This window comes from Nonomuraea sp. NPDC050202, assembly GCF_040656115.1.
Classification (GTDB): Bacteria; Actinomycetota; Actinomycetes; order Streptosporangiales; family Streptosporangiaceae; genus Nonomuraea.
Map to the genome: position 1 here is coordinate 386,567 of NZ_JBFALF010000004.1, position 22,202 is coordinate 408,768.

The 22,202-nt window shown below is 73.0% G+C and carries 16 protein-coding genes and 1 pseudogene; 9 read left to right on the plus strand and 8 right to left on the minus strand.

Annotated features, from left to right (window positions below):
- Positions 1–8 precede the first annotated feature (8 nt).
- Positions 9–1,556 carry a clostripain-related cysteine peptidase gene (locus tag AB0I79_RS15565; protein WP_357872562.1) on the minus strand — a complete coding sequence of 516 codons (1,548 nt, stop codon included), beginning with the start codon at positions 1,554–1,556 and terminating at the stop codon, positions 9–11.
- Positions 1,556–2,578, minus strand: coding sequence for a hypothetical protein (locus AB0I79_RS15570; RefSeq protein WP_357872564.1), 1,023 nt, complete (start codon positions 2,576–2,578; stop codon positions 1,556–1,558). Before AB0I79_RS15570 ends, AB0I79_RS15565 begins: the two co-directional genes overlap by 1 nt.
- Positions 2,579–2,754: 176 nt before the next feature.
- Between AB0I79_RS15570 and AB0I79_RS15575 the strand changes: the two genes are divergently transcribed.
- From AB0I79_RS15575 to AB0I79_RS15590, 4 genes are all read left to right on the plus strand, one after another.
- Entirely contained in the window at positions 2,755–5,655 is a 2,901-nt protein-coding gene (locus AB0I79_RS15575) for an AAA family ATPase (protein WP_357872566.1), read from the plus strand.
- Between the two features lie 97 nt (positions 5,656–5,752).
- Positions 5,753–6,757: a hydroxyacid dehydrogenase gene (locus tag AB0I79_RS15580; protein ID WP_357872569.1), complete on the plus strand. Its 1,005-nt coding sequence runs from the start codon at positions 5,753–5,755 to the stop codon at positions 6,755–6,757.
- Between the two features lie 85 nt (positions 6,758–6,842).
- On the plus strand, positions 6,843–8,459 hold the full coding sequence (gene metG, locus AB0I79_RS15585; RefSeq protein WP_357872571.1) for a methionine--tRNA ligase: 1,617 nt from the start codon (positions 6,843–6,845) through the stop codon (positions 8,457–8,459).
- A 33-nt stretch (positions 8,460–8,492) separates the two neighbouring features.
- Positions 8,493–10,466 carry a protein kinase gene (locus tag AB0I79_RS15590; protein ID WP_357872573.1) on the plus strand — a complete coding sequence of 658 codons (1,974 nt, stop codon included), beginning with the start codon at positions 8,493–8,495 and terminating at the stop codon, positions 10,464–10,466.
- A gap of 80 nt (positions 10,467–10,546) precedes the next feature.
- Here the strand turns inward: AB0I79_RS15590 and AB0I79_RS15595 are convergent, their stop codons facing one another.
- The 3 genes from AB0I79_RS15595 to AB0I79_RS15605 form a co-directional block, all read right to left on the minus strand.
- Positions 10,547–14,524, minus strand: a complete 3,978-nt coding sequence (locus AB0I79_RS15595; RefSeq protein ID WP_357873060.1) for a protein kinase — start codon at positions 14,522–14,524, stop codon at positions 10,547–10,549.
- A gap of 112 nt (positions 14,525–14,636) precedes the next feature.
- Positions 14,637–15,155 (minus strand): GNAT family protein, encoded by a 519-nt coding sequence (locus AB0I79_RS15600; RefSeq protein ID WP_357872576.1) that lies wholly within the window; start codon positions 15,153–15,155, stop codon positions 14,637–14,639.
- Positions 15,156–15,203: 48 nt separating this feature from the next.
- The gene (locus AB0I79_RS15605) at positions 15,204–15,713 is read right to left on the minus strand and encodes a shikimate kinase (protein ID WP_357872579.1); all 510 of its coding nucleotides are present in this window, start codon (positions 15,711–15,713) and stop codon (positions 15,204–15,206) included.
- Positions 15,714–15,751: 38 nt separating this feature from the next.
- On the opposite strand from AB0I79_RS15605, the gene AB0I79_RS15610 reads away from it, so the two are divergent.
- Entirely contained in the window at positions 15,752–16,033 is a 282-nt protein-coding gene (locus AB0I79_RS15610; protein WP_080045654.1) for a hypothetical protein, read from the plus strand.
- 13 nt (positions 16,034–16,046) lie between these two features.
- Positions 16,047–16,427, plus strand: a pseudogene (locus AB0I79_RS15615) (ChaB family protein); the annotation flags it as partial.
- Between the two features lie 402 nt (positions 16,428–16,829).
- Here AB0I79_RS15615 and AB0I79_RS15620 read toward each other — a convergent pair.
- The 3 genes from AB0I79_RS15620 to AB0I79_RS15630 all read right to left on the minus strand — a co-directional run bounded on the left by AB0I79_RS15620 (position 16,830) and on the right by AB0I79_RS15630 (position 20,066).
- On the minus strand, positions 16,830–18,659 hold the full coding sequence (locus AB0I79_RS15620; protein WP_357872581.1) for a transketolase: 1,830 nt from the start codon (positions 18,657–18,659) through the stop codon (positions 16,830–16,832).
- 122 nt (positions 18,660–18,781) lie between these two features.
- On the minus strand, positions 18,782–19,795 hold the full coding sequence (locus AB0I79_RS15625; RefSeq protein ID WP_357872584.1) for an SDR family oxidoreductase: 1,014 nt from the start codon (positions 19,793–19,795) through the stop codon (positions 18,782–18,784).
- A 7-nt stretch (positions 19,796–19,802) separates the two neighbouring features.
- Positions 19,803–20,066, minus strand: a complete 264-nt coding sequence (locus AB0I79_RS15630; protein ID WP_357872586.1) for a hypothetical protein — start codon at positions 20,064–20,066, stop codon at positions 19,803–19,805.
- Positions 20,067–20,120: 54 nt separating this feature from the next.
- Here AB0I79_RS15630 and AB0I79_RS15635 point away from each other — a divergent pair, with 54 nt between their 5' ends.
- The 3 genes from AB0I79_RS15635 to AB0I79_RS15645 are packed head-to-tail and all read left to right on the plus strand — an operon-like array spanning position 20,121 to position 22,179.
- On the plus strand, positions 20,121–21,146 hold the full coding sequence (locus AB0I79_RS15635) for a DNA topoisomerase IB (RefSeq protein WP_357872589.1): 1,026 nt from the start codon (positions 20,121–20,123) through the stop codon (positions 21,144–21,146).
- A gap of 45 nt (positions 21,147–21,191) precedes the next feature.
- Positions 21,192–21,440 carry a BON domain-containing protein gene (locus tag AB0I79_RS15640; RefSeq protein ID WP_148442239.1) on the plus strand — a complete coding sequence of 83 codons (249 nt, stop codon included), beginning with the start codon at positions 21,192–21,194 and terminating at the stop codon, positions 21,438–21,440.
- Complete coding sequence (locus AB0I79_RS15645) at positions 21,433–22,179, plus strand: metallophosphoesterase (protein ID WP_357872592.1); 747 nt, start codon at positions 21,433–21,435, stop codon at positions 22,177–22,179. The genes AB0I79_RS15640 and AB0I79_RS15645 overlap by 8 nt, the downstream gene beginning before the upstream one ends.
- Positions 22,180–22,202 lie beyond the last annotated feature (23 nt).

Genomic DNA, 22,202 nt, shown 5'->3' on the forward strand with positions numbered 1-22,202 from the left:
ACGCCCTCCTACCGTCTGATGGTACGCGCCTTCGCGTAGTCCCTGAGGAATTCGTCCCACTCGGTGTGCTGGGCGATCTGGAGGTCCCCGTAGTAGCGCGAGATCGTGCGCTCCATCGGGAAGTACGCGCTCAGCCCGCCGCACTCCTCGACCTTCTCGCCCAGGTGCCCCTCGTTGATCACGAAGCCGCCCGGCCCGTGGATGGCCAGCAGCTTGTCGGCCACCGAGGCCAGCGTCGGGTCGGTCCGCGAGTCGGCCACCAGCGCCAGGCAGATCGTGCGCAGGTCCGTCAGCGACCGGTCGATGTGGAAGCGGGTCGCGACCGACTGCACGCTGTCCACCACGGACCGGTTGACCCGCACCTGCCGGCGCATGCCTTCGGCCAGCGTCTGGAACTCGCGCATGAACTCCTCGATGCGCGTCGCGTCCACCGCGCACTGGGTGACGGTCTGGTGCGTGCCGCGGTAGGACTTGACGTACTCCTCCACCACGATCCGGCCGAGCTCGCGCGCGTCCATGCGCGGGTCGGCCGCCATGGCGGTGAGGATCTCGGTGTACGGCCAGCCCTCGTTGGGTTCGAGCTCCTCCGAGCCCACCACGACGCCGGCGTGCTCGCGGATCTCGTAGCAGACCTCGAGGTTGCTCATCAGGCAGGCGTCCATGCCGAGCAGGTCGATCGGCCGGCCGAGGTCCTGGTGGACGGCCCGCATGACGTTGCACAGCTCGATGGTGTCCAGCGAGTGCAGCGTGCCGTCGTCGCCGGCGATCGCCCGGTCCTGCCCGGTCGGCAGGCGGAGCACCTCGGTCAGGGACGTGGTGAACAGCGCCTTGGTGATCTCCTGCGACTCCGTCAGCCTGGACAGCTCCGAGAAGGCCGGCTCGCCGTCGGCCATCGCCGCGCGCGGCGCCCTGCGGACGTAGCCGCTCTCCACGTCGCGCCGGACCGCGCGGCCCCTGACCTGGGTGTAGATCTGGTCGAGGTCGTCCGGGGTCCAGCCGCCGCCGTGGTTCCAGATCACCAGCGCGTACCGCCTGGCGGGCGCGCGGGCGGCGGACCAGCGCACGAAGTCCAGCAGCGTCTGGGGGTGGCCGGAGTCGACCGGCGGGTGCAGCTCCTCGATCAGGTCGGGCGCGCCGCCTGCCCTGATCTCCATGTGCTGGGCCCGCCCGCCGGCGTCCTGCCGCTTGACGAAGCAGGTGACCCGGACGCCGTTGTAGGACTGGACGGCGCGCAGCTCCTCCAGGTCGCGTCCCGCGGCGTCGGACAGGTTGTTGTTGCCCGCCATGTAGATCATGACGGTCCACTCGGCCTGCCCGTCCGGGCGGGGCTCGTCCGCCATGGCCGTCGGGGTCCGGCCGAGCGCCCGCCACGTGGCGGGGCCCGCCACGCCGTCGGCGGGCAGCCCCGCGCGCTGCTGGACGCTCAGCACGGCCCCGTAGGTGGCGCCGCCGAAGTACCCGTCGGCCCGTACCCGGTGGCCGCGGGCGCGCAGCAGTTCCTGCAGCCGCCTGACCTCTTCTCCTCTGCTGCCGAGCCGCAGCGTGGGCCCGGCCATCAGTCGGCGGCCCAGTGGAAGTTGAAGCACTTGCCGTCCGGCGACAGGTCGCCGACCGGGATGACGTACATCGGCGCGTGCTCGCCGAACATCCGCGCCTTCCACAGCACGATCGAGCCGCCGGCCTGCACGGCCCTGGACTCGAAGACGGCGTAGCGGTCGCCGTCGGTCTCGACGAAGCAGAGCTGCCTGTCGGTCTCGTCGGTGACCTGGATGCCCTTCCACCAGATGCTGTGCGGCGCCGTCGTGATGCGGATCTCGGTCGTGCCGGGCTGGGCCGGGGTCTCGGTCAGGTGGAGGACGTCGCCGTCGCGCAGCCGGTGGGCGCTGGCGAGGTCGTTCCTGGTGATCCGCATGAGCTGCATCGGGCCGCGGCCGGGCATGCGCTCGTAGCGGAGGGGGGAGCGCTGGTCGCCGTGCACGATGGCCAGCAGCTCGGGGAGTTGCGAGACGATCGCGGGCAGCGTGGCCTGCGCGATAGGGCCGAAGTAGCGCTGGTTGAGCTCACGGTCGGTCACGCGTACGGGGTGCTCGGCCCGCATGCCGTGCATGGCCTGGAGCAGGCCGGGCAGCACCTGCATCATGATCGGGGTGACCGTGCCGAGCAGGTGCGGCACGAACTGCAGGAAACGGTCCTCCTCGTTCTGGTCGGTGTCGGCCTTGGCCGGGCCGAAGGAGAGGAGCTGCTCCACCAGCGGCGGGATGATGGCCTGCACGACCGGCATGAGGACGGCGGCCACGTCCATGAACGACCGGTCGGCGGCGAGCCGGGCGTAGGTCTCCGGGCCGGCGTACTGGTGCTGCTGGTACTCCACGGGCCGGTGCTCCATGCGCGGCCTCATCGGCAGCATGTGCGCCTGTTGCGGACGTGCGCCGAACTGGTCCGCTGCCTGGTGGGTCAGCTGGAGTCCCTGGAGGATCGTGGGGAACAGCACGTTGAGGATCCGTGTCTCCGCTCCCCGCTGCTCCTCTGCGATGTAGGACGGCATCATGTTCTCCCGGCGTTTGGGGCATTCGTCCACGTTGGACGGTATGAACGGGTTTTGCCGCGAGCATCAGGGAACGCCCTGGGGATTACCCCGGGGCGTTTCCCTAATGACCGAAAGAGCTGACTCGGGTCAAGGACACTGGACGCCCGCCGGGCCAAGGCACACGATGAACTTCGGCCCAGGGAACATCCGGCGAGGGGGTGAGTCCGATGGCAGCCCGCGCCCTCCGCAAGGGACCCGAGCGCTCCCGGGACGAACAGTTCGTCGGCCGGTGCCGGGAACTGGCGGTGCTCCACGCCCAGCTCGGGCGGGTCTGTGAGGGAAGGTCGAGCCTCGTCGTGCTGGAGGGGCCGGCCGGGATCGGCAAGACGGCGCTGGCAGGGGAGTTCCTGTCCGCGATCGAGAACGCGGTCGTGCTGGAGGTCAGCGGGGACGACGGCGAGTCCGAGCTGCCGTACGGAGTGCTGGCCCAGCTCGGGGCGCAGGCGCAGCACGTGCCCGAGGTGCTGGCCGGGCTGGCCGCCGGGGCCACCCCCGACCCGCTGGCGGTGGGGGCCGCGCTGCTGGAGCTGCTGGCCCAGCTCCAGCTCACCGCGCCCGTGGTCGTCGCGATCGACGGGGCGGACTGGGCGGACCTGCCCTCGTTGCAGGCGCTGACGTTCGCGCTGCGGCGGCTGCGTACCGACCGGGTGCTCGCCGTCGTGATCGTCAGGGAGAACGACCATCCCCGGCTGCCCGAAGGGTTGCGGCGGCTGCTGCGCAGCAGCGCGGCGCTGCGGCTGCCGCTGGGCGGGCTGAGCGCGCGCGAGCTGCAGGCGCTCAGCGCCGGGCTCGGTCCCGTACGGCTGACGCCCCAGGCCGCCGAGCGGCTGCACGAGCACACCAAGGGCGTGCCGCTGCACGCGCGGGCGCTGCTCCAGCAGGTGCGCGCCGAGACCCTGGCCGACGTGGACGCCCCGCTGCCGGCGCCGCGCGCGTACGCCACGCTGGTGCGCGGGCGGCTGGTCGGGTGCGAGACCTCCGCGCAGCGGCTGCTCACGGCCGCCGCCGCGCTCGGCACGTCCGCGCCCCTGCACCTCGTGGCCCGCATGGCCGAGCTGGCCGAGCCGCTGCCCGCGCTGGAACAGCTCACCGCCGCCGGGCTGCTCGTGGAGTGGCGTACGGGGGCGGGGGTGTCGGTGGGCTTCCCGAACCCGCTGGTCAGGGCGGCCGTCTACCACGACCTCGGGCCCGCCACGCGGCGGCGGCTGCACCTGCTGGCCGCCTCCCTGGTGGACGACGTGGTGCATCGGCTGCACCACCGGCTCGCCGCCGCCGACCAGGTGGACGACGCGCTCGTCCGCGAGGTCGCCCTGGTGGGGCGGCGGCAGGCGGCGGCCGGGCACTGGGCCGGCGCGTGCGGGTGCCTGACCCGGGCCGTGCAGCTCACGGAGAACGGGCCGGAACGGGACCGGCTGATCGCCGAGGCGGTGGAGGCCCTGCTGGCCGCCGGCCGGCCGGGAGACGCCGGGGTGCTGGGAGCCCAGGTGGCGCCCGGCGGGGATCGCGGGGTGCACGGTTACGTGCAGGGGTCGGTGGCGCTGGTGGCGGGGCGGGTCGAGGAGGCGGTGCGGCTGCTCGACGAGGCGTGGACGCACGCGGGCGGCGACGCGTGGCTCGCCTCGGCCATCGCCGCCCGCCAGGCGATGGCCGGCCTGCTCCGCGGCCGCGGCGCGGACGCGGCCCGCTGGGCGGAACGCGCCACGGCGGAGCGCGGTACGGCGGAGCGCGGTACGGCGGAGCGCGGCACGACGGAACGCGGCACGACGGAACGCGCCACGAAGGAGGGCGGGGCGGCGGAGGGCGGGGCGAGCGGTGGGCGGGTGGCTGCTCGTCGGCGGCAGCCGTGCGGTGCCGAGGCGGCCGGCGGCGGGCGGGCGTTCGTGCGGTTCGCCCGGCTGGTCGGGCTGGGGCTGGCCGGGCACGTCCAGGAGGGGCTGGCGGCAAGCGCCGAGCTGCCGGTGCCGGCCCAGGGCACGGCAGGGGAGCTGGGCGCGCTGCTCGGCCGCGGCACCCTGCGCCTGTGGGCCGACGACCTGACAGGCGCGCAGGCGGACCTGCTCGGCCTGCTCGCCGTGAGTGCCGGCAGGTCGGCGCCGTTCCAGCTCCTGGTGGCGATCACGCTGGCCCAGGCCGAGTACCGGCTCGGCAGGTGGGACGACGCCGCCGGGCACGCCGAGCTCGGCGCCTCGACCGCCGACGACTTCGGCCAGGCGTGGCTGGCGAGCTACGCGCACGCCGTGGCCGCTCTCGTGCCGGCCGCGCGCGGCGAGTGGGAGCGGGCCGCCACCCACGTACGCGCCGCCCGCGCCGCGTGCTCGCCCGGCAACGTCTGCGCCCAGGTCAGCACGGCCGCCGCCGAGGCCCTGGTGGCCACGGCCCGCGGCGACCACGACGCGGTCGTCACCGCGCTCACCCCGCTCACCAGGACGGACCTGCCCGACGAGCCGGCCGCCGTGCTCTGGCGCACGCTCCTGGCCGACGCCCTGGTCAACGCCGGCAGGCCGGAGGAGGCCGAGCAGGTCCTCCTGCCGTGCGAGCTGCTGGCCCTGGACAGGGAGCGGCGCGGCGCCCTGGCCGCCGCCGCGCGCGCCAGGGCGGGGCTGCACGCGGCCAGGCACGAGCCGGGCGAGGCGGAGGCCTGCTACCAGGTGGCGCTGGAGCACACCGCCAAGATCGAGACACCGTTCGAGGAGGCGAGGATCCAGCTCGCCTACGGAACGTTCCTGCGCCGCAGGGGCCGCCGCTCGGCCGCCGCCGAGCAGCTCGAAGCGGCGCAGCTCACGCTCTCCAGGCTGGGCGCGCTGCCGTACCTGGAGCAGTGCGACCTGGAGCTGGCCGCGAGCGGGCGGGCGGTGCTGCGCCCGCAGGACACCGCCAGGCTCGGCCTGACGCCGCAGGAGCACACGGTCGCGGTGCTGATCAGCAGGGGGCTGACCAACCGGCAGGCGGCACGCAAGCTGGTGCTGAGCGTCAAGACCGTCGAGTACCACCTGAGCCACATCTACACCAAGCTCGGCATCACCTCCCGGACAGCGCTGATCGGGAAGCTGAGCGATCTCGGTGAGTGACGCGCCCCCGGTGGCGCCGTCAAGGCGGCCCGCGCGGGCCCGGCCCGCGCGTGATCGTTATGATCGCGTTGACCGTATTGACGTTCGGGGGAGCGTGATGACCGTTTCGCGGCCGAAGACCCTGCTCGCGATGGGACCCGACATCGCCACCCGGCTCATCACGGGGCCGGTGCGCGAGCGCCTGGTCGCGATCGCCGACGTGGACCCCGGCCTGGTGGCCGCCGACTTCGCCGACCCGGCCGTGGCCGGCGCGCTGGCCGAGGCGGAGGTGCTCTACACGAGCTGGTGGTGCCCGCCCATCACCGCCGAGGTGCTGGCCGCCGCGCCGCGCCTGCGGGCCGTCGTGCACGCGGCCGGCTCGGTCAAGCACCACGTCACCGAGGCGTGCTGGGAGCGCGGCCTGCTCGTCTCCTCCGCGGCGGCGGCCAACGCCGAGCCCGTCGCCGAGTACACGCTGGCCGCGATCCTGTTCGCCAACAAGCGGGTGACCGACATCGCCCGCCTCTACCGGGAGCACCGGGAGACGCGGCTCGACTACGACGGGATGTTCCCCGGGTTCGGCAACTACCGCCGCACGGTCGGCATCATCGGCGCGTCCAAGATCGGGCGGCGGGTGATCGAGCTGCTGCGGCCGTTCGAGCTGGACGTGCTGGTCGCGGACCCGTACCTGACCGAGGACCTGGGCGTGCCGCACGTCGAGCTGGACGAGCTGTTCGAGCGGTGCGACGTGGTCAGCGTGCACGCGCCCGCGCTGCCCGAGACCCGCCACCTCGTCAGCGCCGCCCGCCTGGCCCGCATGCGCGACGGCGCCACGCTGATCAACACCGCCCGCGGCGTGCTCGTCGACCAGGACGCGCTCGTCGCCGAGCTGGCCTCCGGGCGGCTGTACGCGGTCATCGACGTCACCGAGCCCGACCTGCTGCCGGCGGACTCGCCCCTGTACGACCTGCCGAACGTCCTGCTCACCCCGCACATCGCCGGGTCGCTGGGCGGGGAGCTGGCCCGCATCGCCGACCTGGCCGTGGACGAGCTGGACAGGTACGCCCGGGGCCTGCCGTTCGCGCACGGCGTAGCGGCGGACGAGCTGGCCACGCTCGCCTGACCGGCAGCATCCTGCTCGCGCGGCGGATCCGGCGTCCGGCCCGTTCACGCGAAACGACGGTCACGCGGCCAGTAGGATCTCGCCCATGGCGGCCTCCGGATCAGGGAATCAGAGTGGAAAGGCGTTCTACGTCACCACTCCCATCTACTACGTCAACGACGCTCCGCACCTGGGCCATGCGTACACGACCGTCGCGGGCGACGTGCTCACGCGCTGGCACCGGCAGCGCGGCGAGCGGGTGTGGTTCCTGACGGGCACCGACGAGCACGGCCAGAAGGTGCTGCGCACCGCCGAGGCCAAGGGGGTGAGCCCGCAGGAATGGTGCGACAAGCTCGTGGAGGAGGCGTGGAAACCCCTCTGGCGGCATCTGGAGATCGCCAACGACGACTTCATCCGCACCACGGAGAAGCGGCACACCGACCGGGTGCGCGAGTTCGTCCAGGACCTGTACGACAAGGGGGAGATCTACCAGGGCGGGTACGAGGGCCCGTACTGCGTGGGCTGCGAGGAGTACAAACTCCCCGGCGAACTGATCGCCGGTGAGGGCGAGCACGCGGGTGAGCAGCTCTGCCCGATCCACAAGCGGCCGGTGGAGATCCTCAAGGAGGAGAACTACTTCTTCAAGCTGAGCGAGTACGGCGACAGGCTGCTCGCTCACTACGAGGCCAACCCGGACTTCATCCAGCCCGAGTCCGCCCGCAACGAGGTCGTCAACTTCGTCCGGCAGGGCCTGCAGGACCTGTCCATCTCCCGCTCGACCTTCGACTGGGGCGTGCCCGTCCCGTGGGACGGCCGGCACGTCATCTACGTGTGGGTGGACGCGCTGCTCAACTACGCGACGGCGGTCGGCTACAACCAGAACCAGGACACGTTCGAGGGCAGCTTCCCGGCCGACGTGCACCTGATCGGCAAGGACATCCTCCGCTTCCACGCGGTCATCTGGCCGGCGCTGCTGATGGCCAACGGGCTGCGGCTGCCCGGCCGCATCGTCGCGAACGGCTGGCTGCTGGTCGGCGGCGAGAAGATGTCGAAGTCGAACCTGACCGGCATCAGCCCGCGCGACATCACCTCCCACTTCGGGGTGGACGCCTTCCGCTGGTACCTGCTGCGCGCGATCGCCTACGGCCAGGACGGCTCGTTCTCCTGGGAGGACCTCGCCGCCCGCTACACCTCCGAGCTGGCCAACGACTACGGCAACCTCGCCTCCCGCGTGGCGGCCATGGTCGGCAAGTACTTCGACGGCGTCCTGCCCGAGGCGACCGCCGACGGCGAGGCCGAGAGGGCCGTCCACGACAGCCTGGCCAAGACGGTCGCGGAAGCCGACAGGAAGATCGGCGACGACGTGGAGTTCCAGGCCGGCATCCAGGCCATCTTCGACTTCGTCAAGCAGGTCAACGGCTACATCTCCGAGCAGGAGCCGTGGAAGGTGGCCAAGGACGCCTCCCCGGAGGGCCGGGCCCGCCTGGCGACGATCCTCTACACCGCCGCGGAGTCCCTGCGCGCGGTCGCGGTGCTGCTGAACCCGTTCATGCCCGAGAGCTCCCAGCGGCTCTGGGAGTCGCTCGGCGCGGAGCCCGCCCTCGGCGCCCTCGCCGGCCAGCGGGTCCAGGACGCCGGTGAATGGGGCAGGCTCCCGGCCGGCTCGACGATCACCAAGGGCGCCGTCCTGTTCCCGCGCCTGGAGGACAAGCCGGGCGCGTAGCGGACCCCGGCGGCCCGGCCCTACGCTTCCCGCATGGACAAGAGGGTGATCGACGGTCGCTTCGAGCTCGTGGAGCGGCTCGGTGGCGGGGGCATGGGCCTGGTGTGGCGCGCCTGGGACGTGGCCCTGCACCGCGAGGTCGCGCTCAAGGAGGTACGCCCGCCCGACCCCGCCATCGAGGAGCACGACCCCACCCTCGCCCGCGAGCTGCGCTCCAGGGTGCTGCGCGAGGCCCGCGCCCTGGCCCGGCTGAACCACCCCCACGTGGCCACCATCCACCACATCGTGGACCCGGGGGAGCACGGTTACCCCTGGATCGTCATGGAGCTGGTCACCGGCGGCTCCCTCCAGGACCACCTCCAGCACGGCCCCCTACCGGTCAGGGAGGCGGCGCGGCTGGGGCGGGAGGTGCTGTCCGGGCTGCGGGCCGCCCACTCGGTCGGCATCCAGCACCGCGACGTCAAGCCCGCCAACGTGCTGCTGCGCGAGGACGGCCGCTCGGTACTGACGGACTTCGGCATCGCGGCGATGCGGGAGTCCACGAGCCTCACGGCCACCGGGTCGTTCATCGGCTCGCCCGAGTACATGGCGCCCGAGCGGATCAACGGGGTCGAGGGCGATCCCGCCTCCGACCTGTGGTCACTGGGCATGATGTTGTACGTCGCGGTGGAGGGGCGGCACCCGCTGCGCCGCGGCACCACGCTGGCGACGCTCGCCGCGGTGCTCAACCAGGACGTGCCGCCCGCGGAGCGGGCCGGGGCGCTCACCCCCGTGCTGAGCGCCCTGCTCGTCCGGGAGCCGTCGGCCCGGCCGGACCCCGAGACCCTGGACCGGATGCTGGCGGAGGCCGAAGCCGGCCGCACACCCCCGCAGCCCGGCCCGTACGCCGGCGGCCCCGCGACGCCGCAGCCCATGGCTCCCGGCCCCGCCTTCCCCGGGCCCGCGCACCCCGCGCCCCCCTTCTCCGGGCCCGCGCACCCCGCGCCCCCCTTCTCCGGGCCCGCGCACCCCGCGCCCCCCTTCTCCGGGCCCGCGCAGCCCGCGCCCGCTTCCTCCGGGCCCGTGCAGGGCGCGCCTGCCTTCTCTGGGCCTGCGCAGCCTGCGCCCGCTTCCTCCGGGCCGGGCGCGCCTGCCTTCTCCGGCCCCGCGCAGCCCGCGCCCGCCTTCCCGCCTGCCGGGCACACCGTGCCGCCCGGGCACGCCTTCCCGTCCGCCGCAGGGCAGACCGTGCCGCCCGGGTACGCGAAGGCCCCGCAGCAGCCCCCGTGGGGCCCGGGGCCGGTCCAGGGCGCGGACACCGCGAACACGCGCCGCAGCCGGCGCGGAGCGGTGGTGGCGGTGTCCGTGTCCGCGGCGGCGATCGCGGTGGTGGCGGCCGTGCTGGTGTGGCGGTTCCTCCCGCCAGCCACCCCGGGCGCCGGCGGCGACCCGCGAGCCACCAGCCTGAGCCTCGGGACCGGCCCCGCCACCACGGAACCAGCCGATGAGCCCGTCGAGGAGCGCACGGACGACCCCACGGACGACCCCACGGATGAACGCACGGACGAACCCACGGAGCAGCCCGCCGAGAAGGACCTGCTGACCCCGGCCGGCATGCGCGGGATGATCGCCAAGCTGAAGCCGGTCATCGGCGGCACCAAGGTCGTCAAGATGTCGATCCATCCGACGCACGCCTCCGTCTACGTGCCCCGCAAGGACGACCCGGAGGTCTACGACAGCTACGACTACCGCGACGGCGAGGTCACCGGCCCCACGGCGGGAAGCACGTTCGACACGCCCCTGGTGGACCTGGCCAAGTTCAACTGGAACGCCCTGCCGAACCTGCTCAAGAAGGCGAAGCAGGACCTCGGCGCGCGCGCTCCGATCTCCCACCACATGATCGTGGACCCCGACTACTCGTTCACCTCGACGAGGCAGGTGCTGCTGGTCTACGCATCCGACGAGTACAACCGGGGCGGTTACCTGGTGGCCAACCCCCAGGGGAAGGTGCTCAAGGTCGTCGACTGACCGGAGCAAGCCGCAGCAAGCGCCGCCGCAAGCAGGCCGCCGAAGGCGGCGCCGGGTCGGCGGGGCGTCCGTCCGCAGGGTCAGCAGCTGTCCTGGTAGCCGCTCTCCGGGATCAGGCGCGCCCACTCCGCCCTGCTCAGCGCCCCGCCCGCCCGCGCGCACACCTCGCGCGCCGTCAGCCCCGGGTCGACCGCGACCTCCCGTACGGTCCCGTCGAGCGCGACCCCGCGCAGCCGCTTGCCGTCCTGGCTGAAGGCCAGCCCGGCGGCCCACGACCCGACCTGGCCGACCTCGCGCAGTGCCGCGGTGTCCCAGAGCGAGGTACGGGCGGCGTCGACGGCCAGCAGGTCGCCGCCGGGGGAGAAGCGCAGCTCGTCCACCGGGGCCGAGCCGGTCTCGATCGTGCCGATGGGCTCGCGCTCGCGTACGTCCCACAGCAGCACCCTGCCGGCGTCCAGCGCGATCGCCAGCCTGGCGCCGTCGGGGGAGAAGGCCAGCGCCGTCGGGGCCGCGCCGTCGCTCAGGTCGAGCGGGGTGATCCGGCCGGTGGACAGGTCGAGCAGGTTCGGCCCGGCGGCCAGCGTGGCGCCGTCGGGGCTGAAGGCCAGCGCCAGGTCGCCCGCGCCCGCGTACGCCTTGATCCGCCGCCCCGTGCGCACCTCCCACGTCTCCAGCAGCGTTCCGCGAGCGGTGGCCAGGGTGCCGCCGTCGGGGGAGAGCGCCACGGCGGGCACGTCGCCGCCCGCCCTGATCATGGACACCTGCCTGCCGCCGGCCACCTCCCACACGGTCACCGGGTCGCCCGCCACCGCCAGCAGCCGCCCGCCCGCGTCGAACGCCAGGTCGCCGGCCGCCGCGATGCGGCCCAGCTTCCTGTGCTCCTCGGTGTCGGTGAGCTCGATGGCGTCGCCGACCTCCTTGGCGGCGACCCGGCCGTTGCCGGAGAACGCGGCGACGTGCCCGTCGTCGGACGGCGCCGGCAGGCCGGACACGTCGAGCGAGACGACCGAGCCGCTGCCGCTGAGGTAGCGCAGCTGGCGGCCGTCCGAGGAGAAGGTCAGGCCGTGGCCGGGGTTCTGGAGGGGGTAGGAGCCGGCCAGGCGGCGCTCGGCGACGTTCCAGACGCGTACCTCGCCGTCGCCGGGGAGTGCCAGCAGGCGGCCGTCAGGGCTGAAGACCAGCGGGCCCGCCGACGCGTCAGGGGTCGTCTCCAGCCCCTCCACGACCTCGGCCCCCCACGCCCCGTCCTGCGGCGGCCCGGCTTCGGCCTCCCGCCCCGTGGTCGGCGCGGCCCCCGTATCGCCGCCCGGCCGGGTCGCCTCGCCGTCGCGGGTCCGCGCCGCCTCGCCGTCGCGGGCGCGTGCCGCCTCGCCGTCGCGGGCGCGTGCCGCCTCGCTGTCGCGGGTGCGCGCCGCCTGGGGATCGCCGCCGTCGGGCTGCCCGGCACCCGCATCGCCGGCGTCCCGCCGGTCCGCTCCGGTCGCGCGAGGCTGCGGCCGGGCGGTGCCCGAGTCGCCGGTGCCCGGCCTGGTGGCCTCGCTCGCGCGGGTCTTCGTGTCGGGTTGCGCCGTCCCCGCCCGCGCGTCCGGCCGGCCCGTTCCGGTCGCGCGGGCCTGCGGCCCGGCGGTCTGGCCGCCGCCGGCGCTGAAGGTCTGGACCCCGTCCCGCCCGGTCGCCGGCGCGCCCGCGCCGGTGCCCTCGGACGCGCCCGCCGCGGGAGCCTGTGAGGCGCCCGCCGTGGGAGCCTGCGAGGCGGCTGCCGTGGAGGCCTGTGAGGTACCCGTCGCGGGGGCCCGCGAGGTGCCCGTCGCTGGAGCCTGCGAGGCGGCCGTGGCGGGAGCCGGGGAGGCGGCCGGGGCCGAGGGGCGGGCCTGGGCGGGGGTCGGAAGCGCGAGCACACCAGGGCTCTGCGCGGCCGCGGGCGGGGCGGGCCCCGGGCTGCGGGCGAGGTCGGCGGGGGTATCGGGGCCCGGCTCCACGGCCGCGCCGAACGTCTCCGCGGACCCCGCACGCGACCGGACGTCCTTGGCCCCCACCAGCGTGACCCCGTCGCGCCCCGCCACCGCCAGCGTGCGCCCGTCGGGGCTGAAGGCGAGGGCGGGGGCGGCCGCGTCCGCGAGCGGTTCGACCTCCACCACCCCGGTCCTGGTACGGCCCGCGGCCAGGTCCCACAGCTCGACCCGCCCGGTCGACCGCGAGACGGCCGCCCGAGTCCCGTCGGGCGACAGCGCCACCTTCGCGTCCGGCACGTCGAGCAGCACGCGTGTCCCCCGGTAGACCCGCGTCCTGTTCCCCCTGCTGATCGCGTAGACGGCGGCGGCGGGCGCGCGCCCGGTGGTCACGTCGATCGGCCCGCCGCCGCCCCCCTCCGCGTACCGGCCGTCGTCGCTCAGCGCCGTGGCCCCGGCAGGCAGCGCGTACGACGCCGCCCGCCGCCTCGACGGCACGTCCCAGACGGTGAGCGCACCGGTGTCCCACCTGACCAGCGAGTCGCCGCGCAGCAGGTAACGGGCCCGCGCATCGGCCTCGGGATCGGTGAACACGGCCAGCTCCGGCTGCACCAGCGAGGCCTGCAGCGCCGCCCGCGCCTCGAAGACCGGCGCCAGCCGCCACGCGGCCACGCTCAGCCGCATCGCCGTACGCGGGTCGGAGGTGCGCAGCGCCTCCGCCCTGGCGGCCACGGCGCGGGCGTCGGCCTCGATGAGGCGCTCGCGCAGGTCGTTCTGCCCGTGAACGGACACGACGGTCATCGTGACCGCCACCGCCAGCACCGCCGCCACCGTCGTCAGGGAGGGCACCAGCAGCTTCCTGCGCTGCTTGGACAGGGCCACGCTGTCGTTGATGAAGTCGCGTTCGAGCTGGTTCAGCCGCACGTGGCGGCGCTTGGTCGCGGCCCAGCCGAGCGCCGTGTCGAGCTCCTGACCGCGCAGCAGGTGGCCGCGCCCACGCCGGTGCTCGGACCAGTGCCTGGCGGCCTGGCGGATGCGGCGGTGCACCAGCATGCCCTCGCGCTCGTCGGCCACCCAGCCGCGCAGCCGCGGCCAGGCCCGGTAGAGCGCGGCGCTGGCCGGCGCGACCCGGTCGTCGCTGACGGCCACGAGCTTGCCGACGGAGGTCTCGACGCCCGTCACGCGTACGCTGCGGCGTACCAGCAGGCCGGCCTCCATGAGCGGCCGCAGCACGTCGCCCTCGTCGTGCGGCGTGTCGCCGTCGAGCAGGCGCAGCAGCAGGCCGGGCACCTCCTGCTGCTGGGCGGGCGTGAGCCCCGCGTACACCTCCTCGGCCAGCTCGCCCAGCGACCGCTGCCGCACGTACGCCTGCGGCGGGCGCAGCTCCGCCACGCCGTCCACCAGCAGCTCGGCCGCCGTGGGACGGTCGGCGGGGTCCTTGGCCAGCGCCCGCCCGACCAGCTCGCACAGGGAGTCGGGCAGGCAGCTCAGGTCGGGATCGACGGTCAGCAGCCGGTGCATGACGCCGCCGAGGCTCTCCCCGCGGAACGGATCGTGCCCGGTCGCGGCGAACACCACCACCGCGCCCCACGCGAACACGTCCGCCGCCGCCTCGGCCGCCTGGCCGGTGAGCACCTCGGGCGCCTGGTAGGTGTACCCGCCCACCGGCCCGGAGACCGGCAGCCCCAGCTCGATCACCTTGGGGCCGTCGTCGGCCAGCAGCACGCTCTCCGGGTTCAGCCCCCGGTGGGTCAGCCCCGCGTCGTGCAGCGCGCGCAGCACCTCCGCCAGCGCCCCGGCCAGCGCGACCAGCTCGTCACCCGTGTACGGCCCCCGCAGCGCGACGGCCTGCCGCAGGTCGGGCCCGTTCACGAACTCGCTCACCACGTACGGGACGCCTTGGTCGGACCCGACGGCGACCACCTCCGCCAGACGGCGGCAGGTCACCCGCTCGTACCGGCGTCCGACCTCGCCCCGCGGCACCGTGACCGCGAACCTGCGGCCCTCGTCGTCGTAGGCGTCGTAGACGACGCCGCGCCCGCCCGCGCCCAGCCTGGCAGCCAGCCAATAGCCGCCAAGCCTTTCTGGGTCACCGGGCACCAAGCGCATCGTCACTGGAGCTTAGATGCACGACACCGCCCATTGGTTGTCCGGGACCACGTAACCGGGAGGGACGCCACAGGTCCCCCGCGCGCCTCGGGGGACCCATGCGTCATGATCATTATGCCAGGCTTCGCGATCCGGCCTGCCACTCGTGCCGCAGGACGGCCATGAGCACGCAGTCGTGCCACTCCCCGTCCCACAGGAGCGCGTCGCGCTCGACGCCCTCCTCGACGAAGCCGAGCTTCTTGTAGACGTGCCGCGCCCGCTCGTTGAAGGCGTAGACGCCCAGCCTGATCCGGTGCAGCGGCGTGGTGGTGAAGGCGTGGCGGAGCACCAGCTCGATGGCCTCGGTGCCGTAACCCTTGCCGAACACGCGGGGGCCGATCAGCCCGATGCGCAGGTTGCACGCCAGGTTGGCGGCGTCGAGCTCGTTGAGCACCACCTCGCCGACGTACTCGCCGTCCGCCATGATGGCCAGGTCGAGGCGGTCGGGATGGTCGCCGCGCGTGGCGTACCACAGGCGCAGGCCCTCGGCGTCGAACTCGGCGTGCGAGCCCGTCAGCTTGCGCACGTCGGGGTCGGAGACCAGTTCCAGCAGGCCCTCGACGTGCTCGGGACCGACCGGGCGCAGCGTCACGCGCGCACCCTTCAGCGTGGGTTTCTCGGCGAACATCCCTTCTGGCTATCAGTCGCGATCAACACCGGGCAAACCCATTTTCCCGAGCACCGTGTCCCGCACCTGCTCGGGGCTGAGCACGCCGACGTCGCAGATCAGGTCCGCCACCTCGCGGAAGTACACCTCGCGGCGGGCCCGCATCTCCCGCGGGTCGTAGTCGGGGCGGTGCTTGCTGGTGCGCATGCGCTCGGCCAGCACCGCGTCGTCGGCGTCCACCCAGACCACGAACGCCGCGCGCATCGCCGCGCGCACCTGGGCGTTCTCCAGCACGCTGGCCGCCGCGGCGATCACCTTCGGCTCACCCGCCAGCGACTCCAGCACGTGCTCGGCCTCGTACCGGTGCAGCGCCTGCTTGCCCTCGCGGGCGGCGATCGGCGCGGAGGTGGCGCCGTGCCTGTCCTGGAGGTACTGGTCGCTGTCGGTGAAGGGCAACCCGAGCGCCTCAGCGATCAAGCGGCCGGCGGTCGTCTTACCCGCGCCCATGAGCCCGATCATCACGACTGGTTTGTTTTTCGACATGTGGATAGAGGTTCCTTCGTGTCAAGGAGGTAAATCTGATGACCATCGCCGGAAGCATCATCCTCATCATGCTCGGTGCGATCCTCACCTGGGCCGTCGAGTTCGACCTCGCCGGCCTCGACATCAACGTAGTGGGCGTCATCCTCATGCTCGGTGGCCTGGTCGGGCTCCTGTTCGGCATATACAGGATCACCGTCACGCGCCGCGCGGTCGGCCCGATCGACGAGCCGGTGCACCGTCACGAGATCTACGAGGAGCCCGAGACGCGCAGGACCACGGTCTACGAGGAGCGTCGCCACTACGACGAACCACCGCTGTAGGAGGTGAATCGACATGCCAGCCGTTGAAGAGCTGCCGTCGACCATCAAGCGTTCTCCGAAAAAGGCGCAGAACACGTGGATCAAGGCGCACGACTCGGCCGTCAAGGAGTACGGCGAGGGGCGGCGCGCCCACATGACCGCGTTCGCCGCGCTGAAACATTCCTTCGAGAAGGTGGGCGACCACTGGGAGGCGAAGAACGGCAAGGGCCCTTCCGACAAGGGCGCCACCGACCGCTCCGGCCGGACGGCCGAGGGCGTGGACGCCAACGCCAGCAAGGAACACCTGCAGAAGGTGGCCGCGAAGCTGGGAGTGACCGGCCGGTCGAAGATGACCAAGCAGGAGCTGGTCGGCGCCATCCAGAAGGCCAACAGGACGGCCACGGCCAAGTCCCGCCCGGGCGCGAAGTCCAACGGCGCGACGAAGTCCAACGGCGCGAAGTCCAGCAGCACGAGGTCCACCGGCACGACCAAGTCCACCGGCACGACGAAGTCCACCGGCACGAAGTCCACCGGCACGAAGTCCAGCAGCACGAAGTCCGGTGCCAAGTCCACCAGCACGAAGGCGGCTTCCTCCTCGAAGTCCGGCCCCAGGACGACGTCCAAGGTGAAGTCGGGGCCCAAGTCGACGACGTCCAAGTCGACGTCCAGGACGAAGACCGCTGCCAAGAAGAGCTCCACGGCGAAGAAGTCCCGCTGACTGAGCGGGGCGTACCTGCGCCACTGGCAGACCGACCAGAGGGCCGCCGATCTCGATGGATCGCCGGCCCTCACTCATGCCCGCCCGCAGCCGCCCCGCTCACAGCAGCCGCTTCACCGCGTCGGCGATGGCGTGACGGTCGATCCGCGCGTCGGCGAGCTGCTCCTGCGGCGTCGCCGACCCGGGCAGATCGGTCACGGCCAGCTTCACCACGCGCGGCCCCAGCTCGCTCACCGCGTCCATCACCGCGTCACCCAGGCCGCCCTCGATCCGGTGGTCCTCCACCGTGATCAGGTTGCCGGTGGTGGTCGCCGCCTCGACCAGCGCGGCCGTGTCGACGGGCTTGATCGAGTACAGGTCGATTACCCCCACGCGGACGCCGTCCGCCTGGAGGTCGTCGGCCGCCGCCAGCGCCTCGTGCACGGTGACGCCCGCCGCCACGATCGTGGCCCGGTCGCCGGGCGACTGCCGCAGCACCCGCGACCCGCCCACGGGGAACCGCTCACCCGGCTGGTAGATCACCGGCGTGTCGCCCCGCGTGGTGCGCAGGTAGGACACGCCCTCCAGGTCCGCCATCTCGGCGATCAGGGCCACCGTCTGGTTGGCGTCGCACGGGTACAGCACGGTGCTGCCGTGCACGGTCCGCATCATCGCCAGGTCCTCCAGGCCCATCTGCGAGGGCCCGTCCTCGCCGATGGCCACCCCGGCGTGCGAGCCGACCAGCCGGATGTCCGCCCGGCTCACGCCCGCCATCCTGATGAAGTCGTGCGCCCTGGTCAGGAACGCCGCGAAGGTGGCCGCGTACGGCTTCCACCCCCGCACCTGCAGCCCGACGGCCGCCGCGACGAGCTGCTGCTCGGCGATGTACATCTCGAAGAACCGCTCGGGATGCTCCTTGCCGAACGTCTCCGTCTTCGTCGAGTCCGCCACCTCGCCGTCCAGCGCCACCACGTCCCCGCGGGCCGAGCCGAGCGCCGCCAGCGCCGCCCCGTACGCCGTCCGCGTCGCCACCTTCTCACCCACCGGGTACGAGGGCAGGGCCATCCCGTTGCTCCCGAACCGGAACGGCGCCGCGTCCACCTCCGGCTTGTGCACCTCGACCCGCACGCTCCTGGGCCCGCCCAGCTCCTGGACGGCCTTGCCCGGGTCCTTCAGCGCCTTGCCGTGGGCGCCCTCGCGGTTCTCGACCTCCAGGACCCCTTCGCCCTTGCGGGTCTTGGCCAGGATCACGGTCGGCCGCCGCCGCGTGTTGCGGGCGTCGCTCAGTGCGTAGTCGATCTGGCCGGGGTCGTGCCCGTCGATCTCGATCGTGTGCCAGCCGAACGCCCCGAACCTGCGCGCGTACGCCCCGGTGTCCCAGCCGTGCCTGGTGGGGCCGCGCTGGCCGAGCCGGTTCACGTCCACGATCGCGGTCAGGTTCGCCAGCCCCTCGCTGCCCGCGTGCTCGGTCGCCTCCCAGATGGAGCCCTCGGCCAGCTCGCTGTCACCGCACAACACCCACACCCGGTACGGCACCCGCTCCAGCCGCCCGGCCATCGCCACCCCCACCCCCACGGGCAGCCCCTGTCCCAGCGACCCGGTGGCGACGTCCACCCAGGGCAGCCGGGGCGTGGGGTGCCCCTCCAACCGGCTGCCTCTTCGCCTGAACGACAGCAACTCCTCGTCACTGATCACCCCGGCCGCCTTGTAGAGCGAGTAGAGCAGGGGGGAGGCGTGTCCCTTGGAGAAGATCAGGTGGTCGTTGGCCGGGTTGCCCGGGTTGTCGAAGTCGTAGCGCAGGTGGCACGCGAACAGCACGGCCATCAGGTCGGCCGCGGACATGGACGAGGTCGGATGGCCGGAACCGGCCTCCGCCGCCGCCCGCACGGAGTCCACCCGCAACTGCGCCGCCAGCTCGGCCAGGTACTGAAGATCGCGGTCAGGCATCATGACCTCCCCTGAGATGGTTTCCGCCCCGCCTACCCCGGTGTCGCCGCTTAACTCGGCACACACGCCCGCGCCCCCGGCCGCCGCGCTCCGGCCGGGGTCCTCTCAGGGGAAGGGCGGGTGGGTCAACCGCGCCGCGTACGCCGTACGGCGGCGAGGGCCGCGGCGGCGGCGGTGCCCGCGAGGGTGAGCAGGACGGGGCCGCGGTGCTGGGAGAGCCACAGCTGGGGGCTGCGCTTGTGCGAGCGGTGGTCGAACGAGCCGTGCGCCCCGTAGTCGCTGTTCTCGTCGGCGGGCTCCCACAGGTTCGCCACCCCGGTGGGCGCCTTCTCGTCCGTCACCTGCGACTGGGCACCCGTCCTGGCAAGGTAGCGGTCCACCAGGGCAGGCGCGACGCGCTGAGCGAGCATGGTGGCGACGGTGCTGGTGCCGACCCAGTACTCCTTGCGCTCCGGATGCGTGGCGGCGTGCACGATCGCCCGCGCGGCCACCTCCGGCTGGTAGATCGGGGGGACGGGCTGCGGATGGCGGCGCAGCTTGGACAGCACCCAGTCGAACTGGGGGGTGTTGACCGCCGGAAGCTGGACGAGGGTGACGTGCACGTTGCTGCCGTCGGACATGAGCTCGGTACGCACCGACTCCGTGAAGCCCTTGATGGCGTGCTTGGCCCCGCAGTAGGCGGACTGCAGCGGGATGCCGCGCTGCGACAGGGCGGACCCGGTCTGGACGATGGCGCCGGCGTTGCGCGGGCGCATCAGGTCGAGGGCGACCTTGGTGCCCCAGACGTAGCCCAGGTACGTCACCGCAGTGGTGCGCTCATACTCATCTGGGGAAATATCGGTGAATTTGGCGAAGACGGAGGAGAAGGCGGTGTTTATCCAGACGGAGATCGGGCCCATCTCCTTCTCGATGCGCTCCGCCGCCGCCCGTAGCTGCTCGTAGTCGGCCACGTCGGCCTCGTACACCTGCCCCGTGCCGCCCTCCACCCCCACGTCCACGGCGGCGGCGCCCAGGCCGGCCGTGCCGCGGGCGATCAGCGCCACCTTGGCGCCCTGCGCGCCGAGCTCGCGCACCACCGCGCGCCCGACCCCGCCGCTCGCGCCCGTCACCACTACCACGCGTCCACGAAGTGGTGCCATGTCGTGATCAGCCCGCCTCTCTGTCCGGTCCTTGCTGCTGCTTCTGCCGCCGTATGGCCAACGTGATGTCGACCGCCGTGGCGATGGCCAGCACGACCGCGACGCCCGTGATGAGGAAAGCCCCGGTGAGAAGCCCCAGCACCGCGAACGCGAACAGGAACACCAGGATGAAGGAGCCCACCCTGACGTGCATGATGTCGCGCGGGGTGGCAGGCACCATGGCATGGCCTCTGCGGTCCCGTTCCTCGTGCCATTCTCCGTTGTCAGACATGCGGCTCACCTGCCCGTGCCGTTTGCCGCCTAACGTCCGGGGTAGCCCGCCTGCGTGCCCGAGCGAGATCAACGTACCGACGAGTTGCACCCCAGCGACCAGAGCGAGCCGGGCATCGTGCGGCGGCGGCGCGGGCGCGGGTTCAGCTACGAGGGCCCCGACGGCCGCCCGGTGCGCGACCCGGCCACGCTCGCCCGGATCAGGGCGCTGGCCATCCCCCCTGCCTGGCAGGACGTGTGGATCTGCACGTCACCCAGGGGGCACCTGCAGGCCGTCGGCACGGACTCCGCGGGCCGGCGCCAGTACCGCTACCACGACCTGTGGCGCGAGCAGCAGGACCGGGCCAAGTTCGACCGGGTGCTGGAGGTGGCCGAGCGGCTGCCCGCGTTCAGGAAGGCCGTGGACGACCAGCTCCAGGGGCGCGGGCTGACCAGGCAGCGGGTGCTGGCCGCCGCGGCCAGGCTGCTCGACATCGGCTTCTTCCGCATCGGCGGCGAGAGCTACGACACCTACGGCCTGGCCACGCTCAGGATGGAGCACGTCACCTGCTCCGGCGGCGTGGTCACCTGCTCCTACCAGGCCAAGGGCGACGTGGCGCGCGAGGTCGAGGTGGCCGACCCGGCCGCGTGCAAGGTGCTGCGCTCGCTCAAGGCGCTGGGCGTGGACGGCGAGCTGCTGCGTTACCGGCACCGGGGCGGCTGGAGCGACATCAGGAGCGAGGACATCAACGAGTACCTGCGCGAGATCATCGGCTACGAGGTCACGGCCAAGGACTTCCGCACCTGGCACGCCACCGTCCTGGCGGCGGTGGGCCTGGCGGTGTCCAGGCCCGCGCGCACGGGCGTCACCAGCAAGAAACGCGCCGTCACGCGGGTGATGCGCGAGGTCGCGGAGTACCTGGGCAACACCCCGACCGTGGCGCGGGCGTCGTACGTGGACCCGCGCGTGGTGGAGGCGTACGACCAGGACAGAACGATCGCGGCGGCGCTGACCGAGCTCGGGGCGGACGCGAATTTCGGGCAGCTCGCCACGGCGGGCCCCGTCGAACGGGCGGTCATTGAGCTGATTCGAGCCGTTTGAGCGGTTCGCAGCCGGGCATGCGCCGACAGAAGAAGGAGGCGAGCGATGGAAGCTCCGCAGTACGTCGCGGCCCGTGTCCAGCAGGCGCTGGCCGAGGACGGACGCACGCACGAGCTCGGAATTCGCGTCGATATCAGAGGCGACCAGCTTTTCCTGCGCGGACAGGTGAGCGGGGCCGAGCAGCGTGAGCGGCTCGGCCAGGTGGCGCACGAGGTCGCGCCCGAGCTCCATGTGCACAACGAGATCAACGTCGTTGAGGCGAACGCGCCGGGGGAGGATGAGCATCTTGACTGACCTGCGTATAGCCGCCGTGGGGGACATCCACCTAGGCGAGGACGTCAGAGGCCAGTACAGGAAGAAGCTCGAAGGCATCGAGGACCGCGCGGACGTGTTCATGCTGGCCGGGGACCTCACCCGGCACGGCACGCTGGAGGAGGGCAAGGTGGTGGCCGACGAGCTGCGCGGCCTGCCGATCCCCGCCGTCGCGGTGCTCGGCAACCACGATTACCACTCCGACCTGCAGTACGAGATGGCCGCCGAGCTGCGTGACGCCGGCGTCATCGTGCTGGACGACGACGGCGTGGTGGTGCAGTGCGGTGACAAGAAGCTGGGCGTGGTCGGCGGGAAGGGGTTCGGAGGCGGGTTCGCGGGCAAGTGCGCCAGCGAGTTCGGCGAGCGCGAGATCAAGAACTTCGTCTCCCACACGCGCTACATCGCCGAGGCGTGGAAGGTGGCGTTGAAGGAGATCGTCGCCGACCACCGCGTGGTGCTGTCGCACTACTCCCCGATCAAGGAGACGCTGGAGGGCGAGCCGCACGAGATCTACCCCTTCCTCGGCAGCTACCTCCTGGCGGAGGCGGTGGACACGGCCGGCGCCGACCTGATCCTGCACGGGCATGCGCACAAGGGCAGCGAGAAGGGCATGACGCCGGGCGGCATCCGGGTGCGCAACGTGGCGCTGCCGGTGCTCGGCAGGGCCTACTCGGTGTACTGCCTCAACTGCGCCGACGACATGCAGCTGCACGAGCACTAGCCGGACGGTCCGCAGCCACGCGA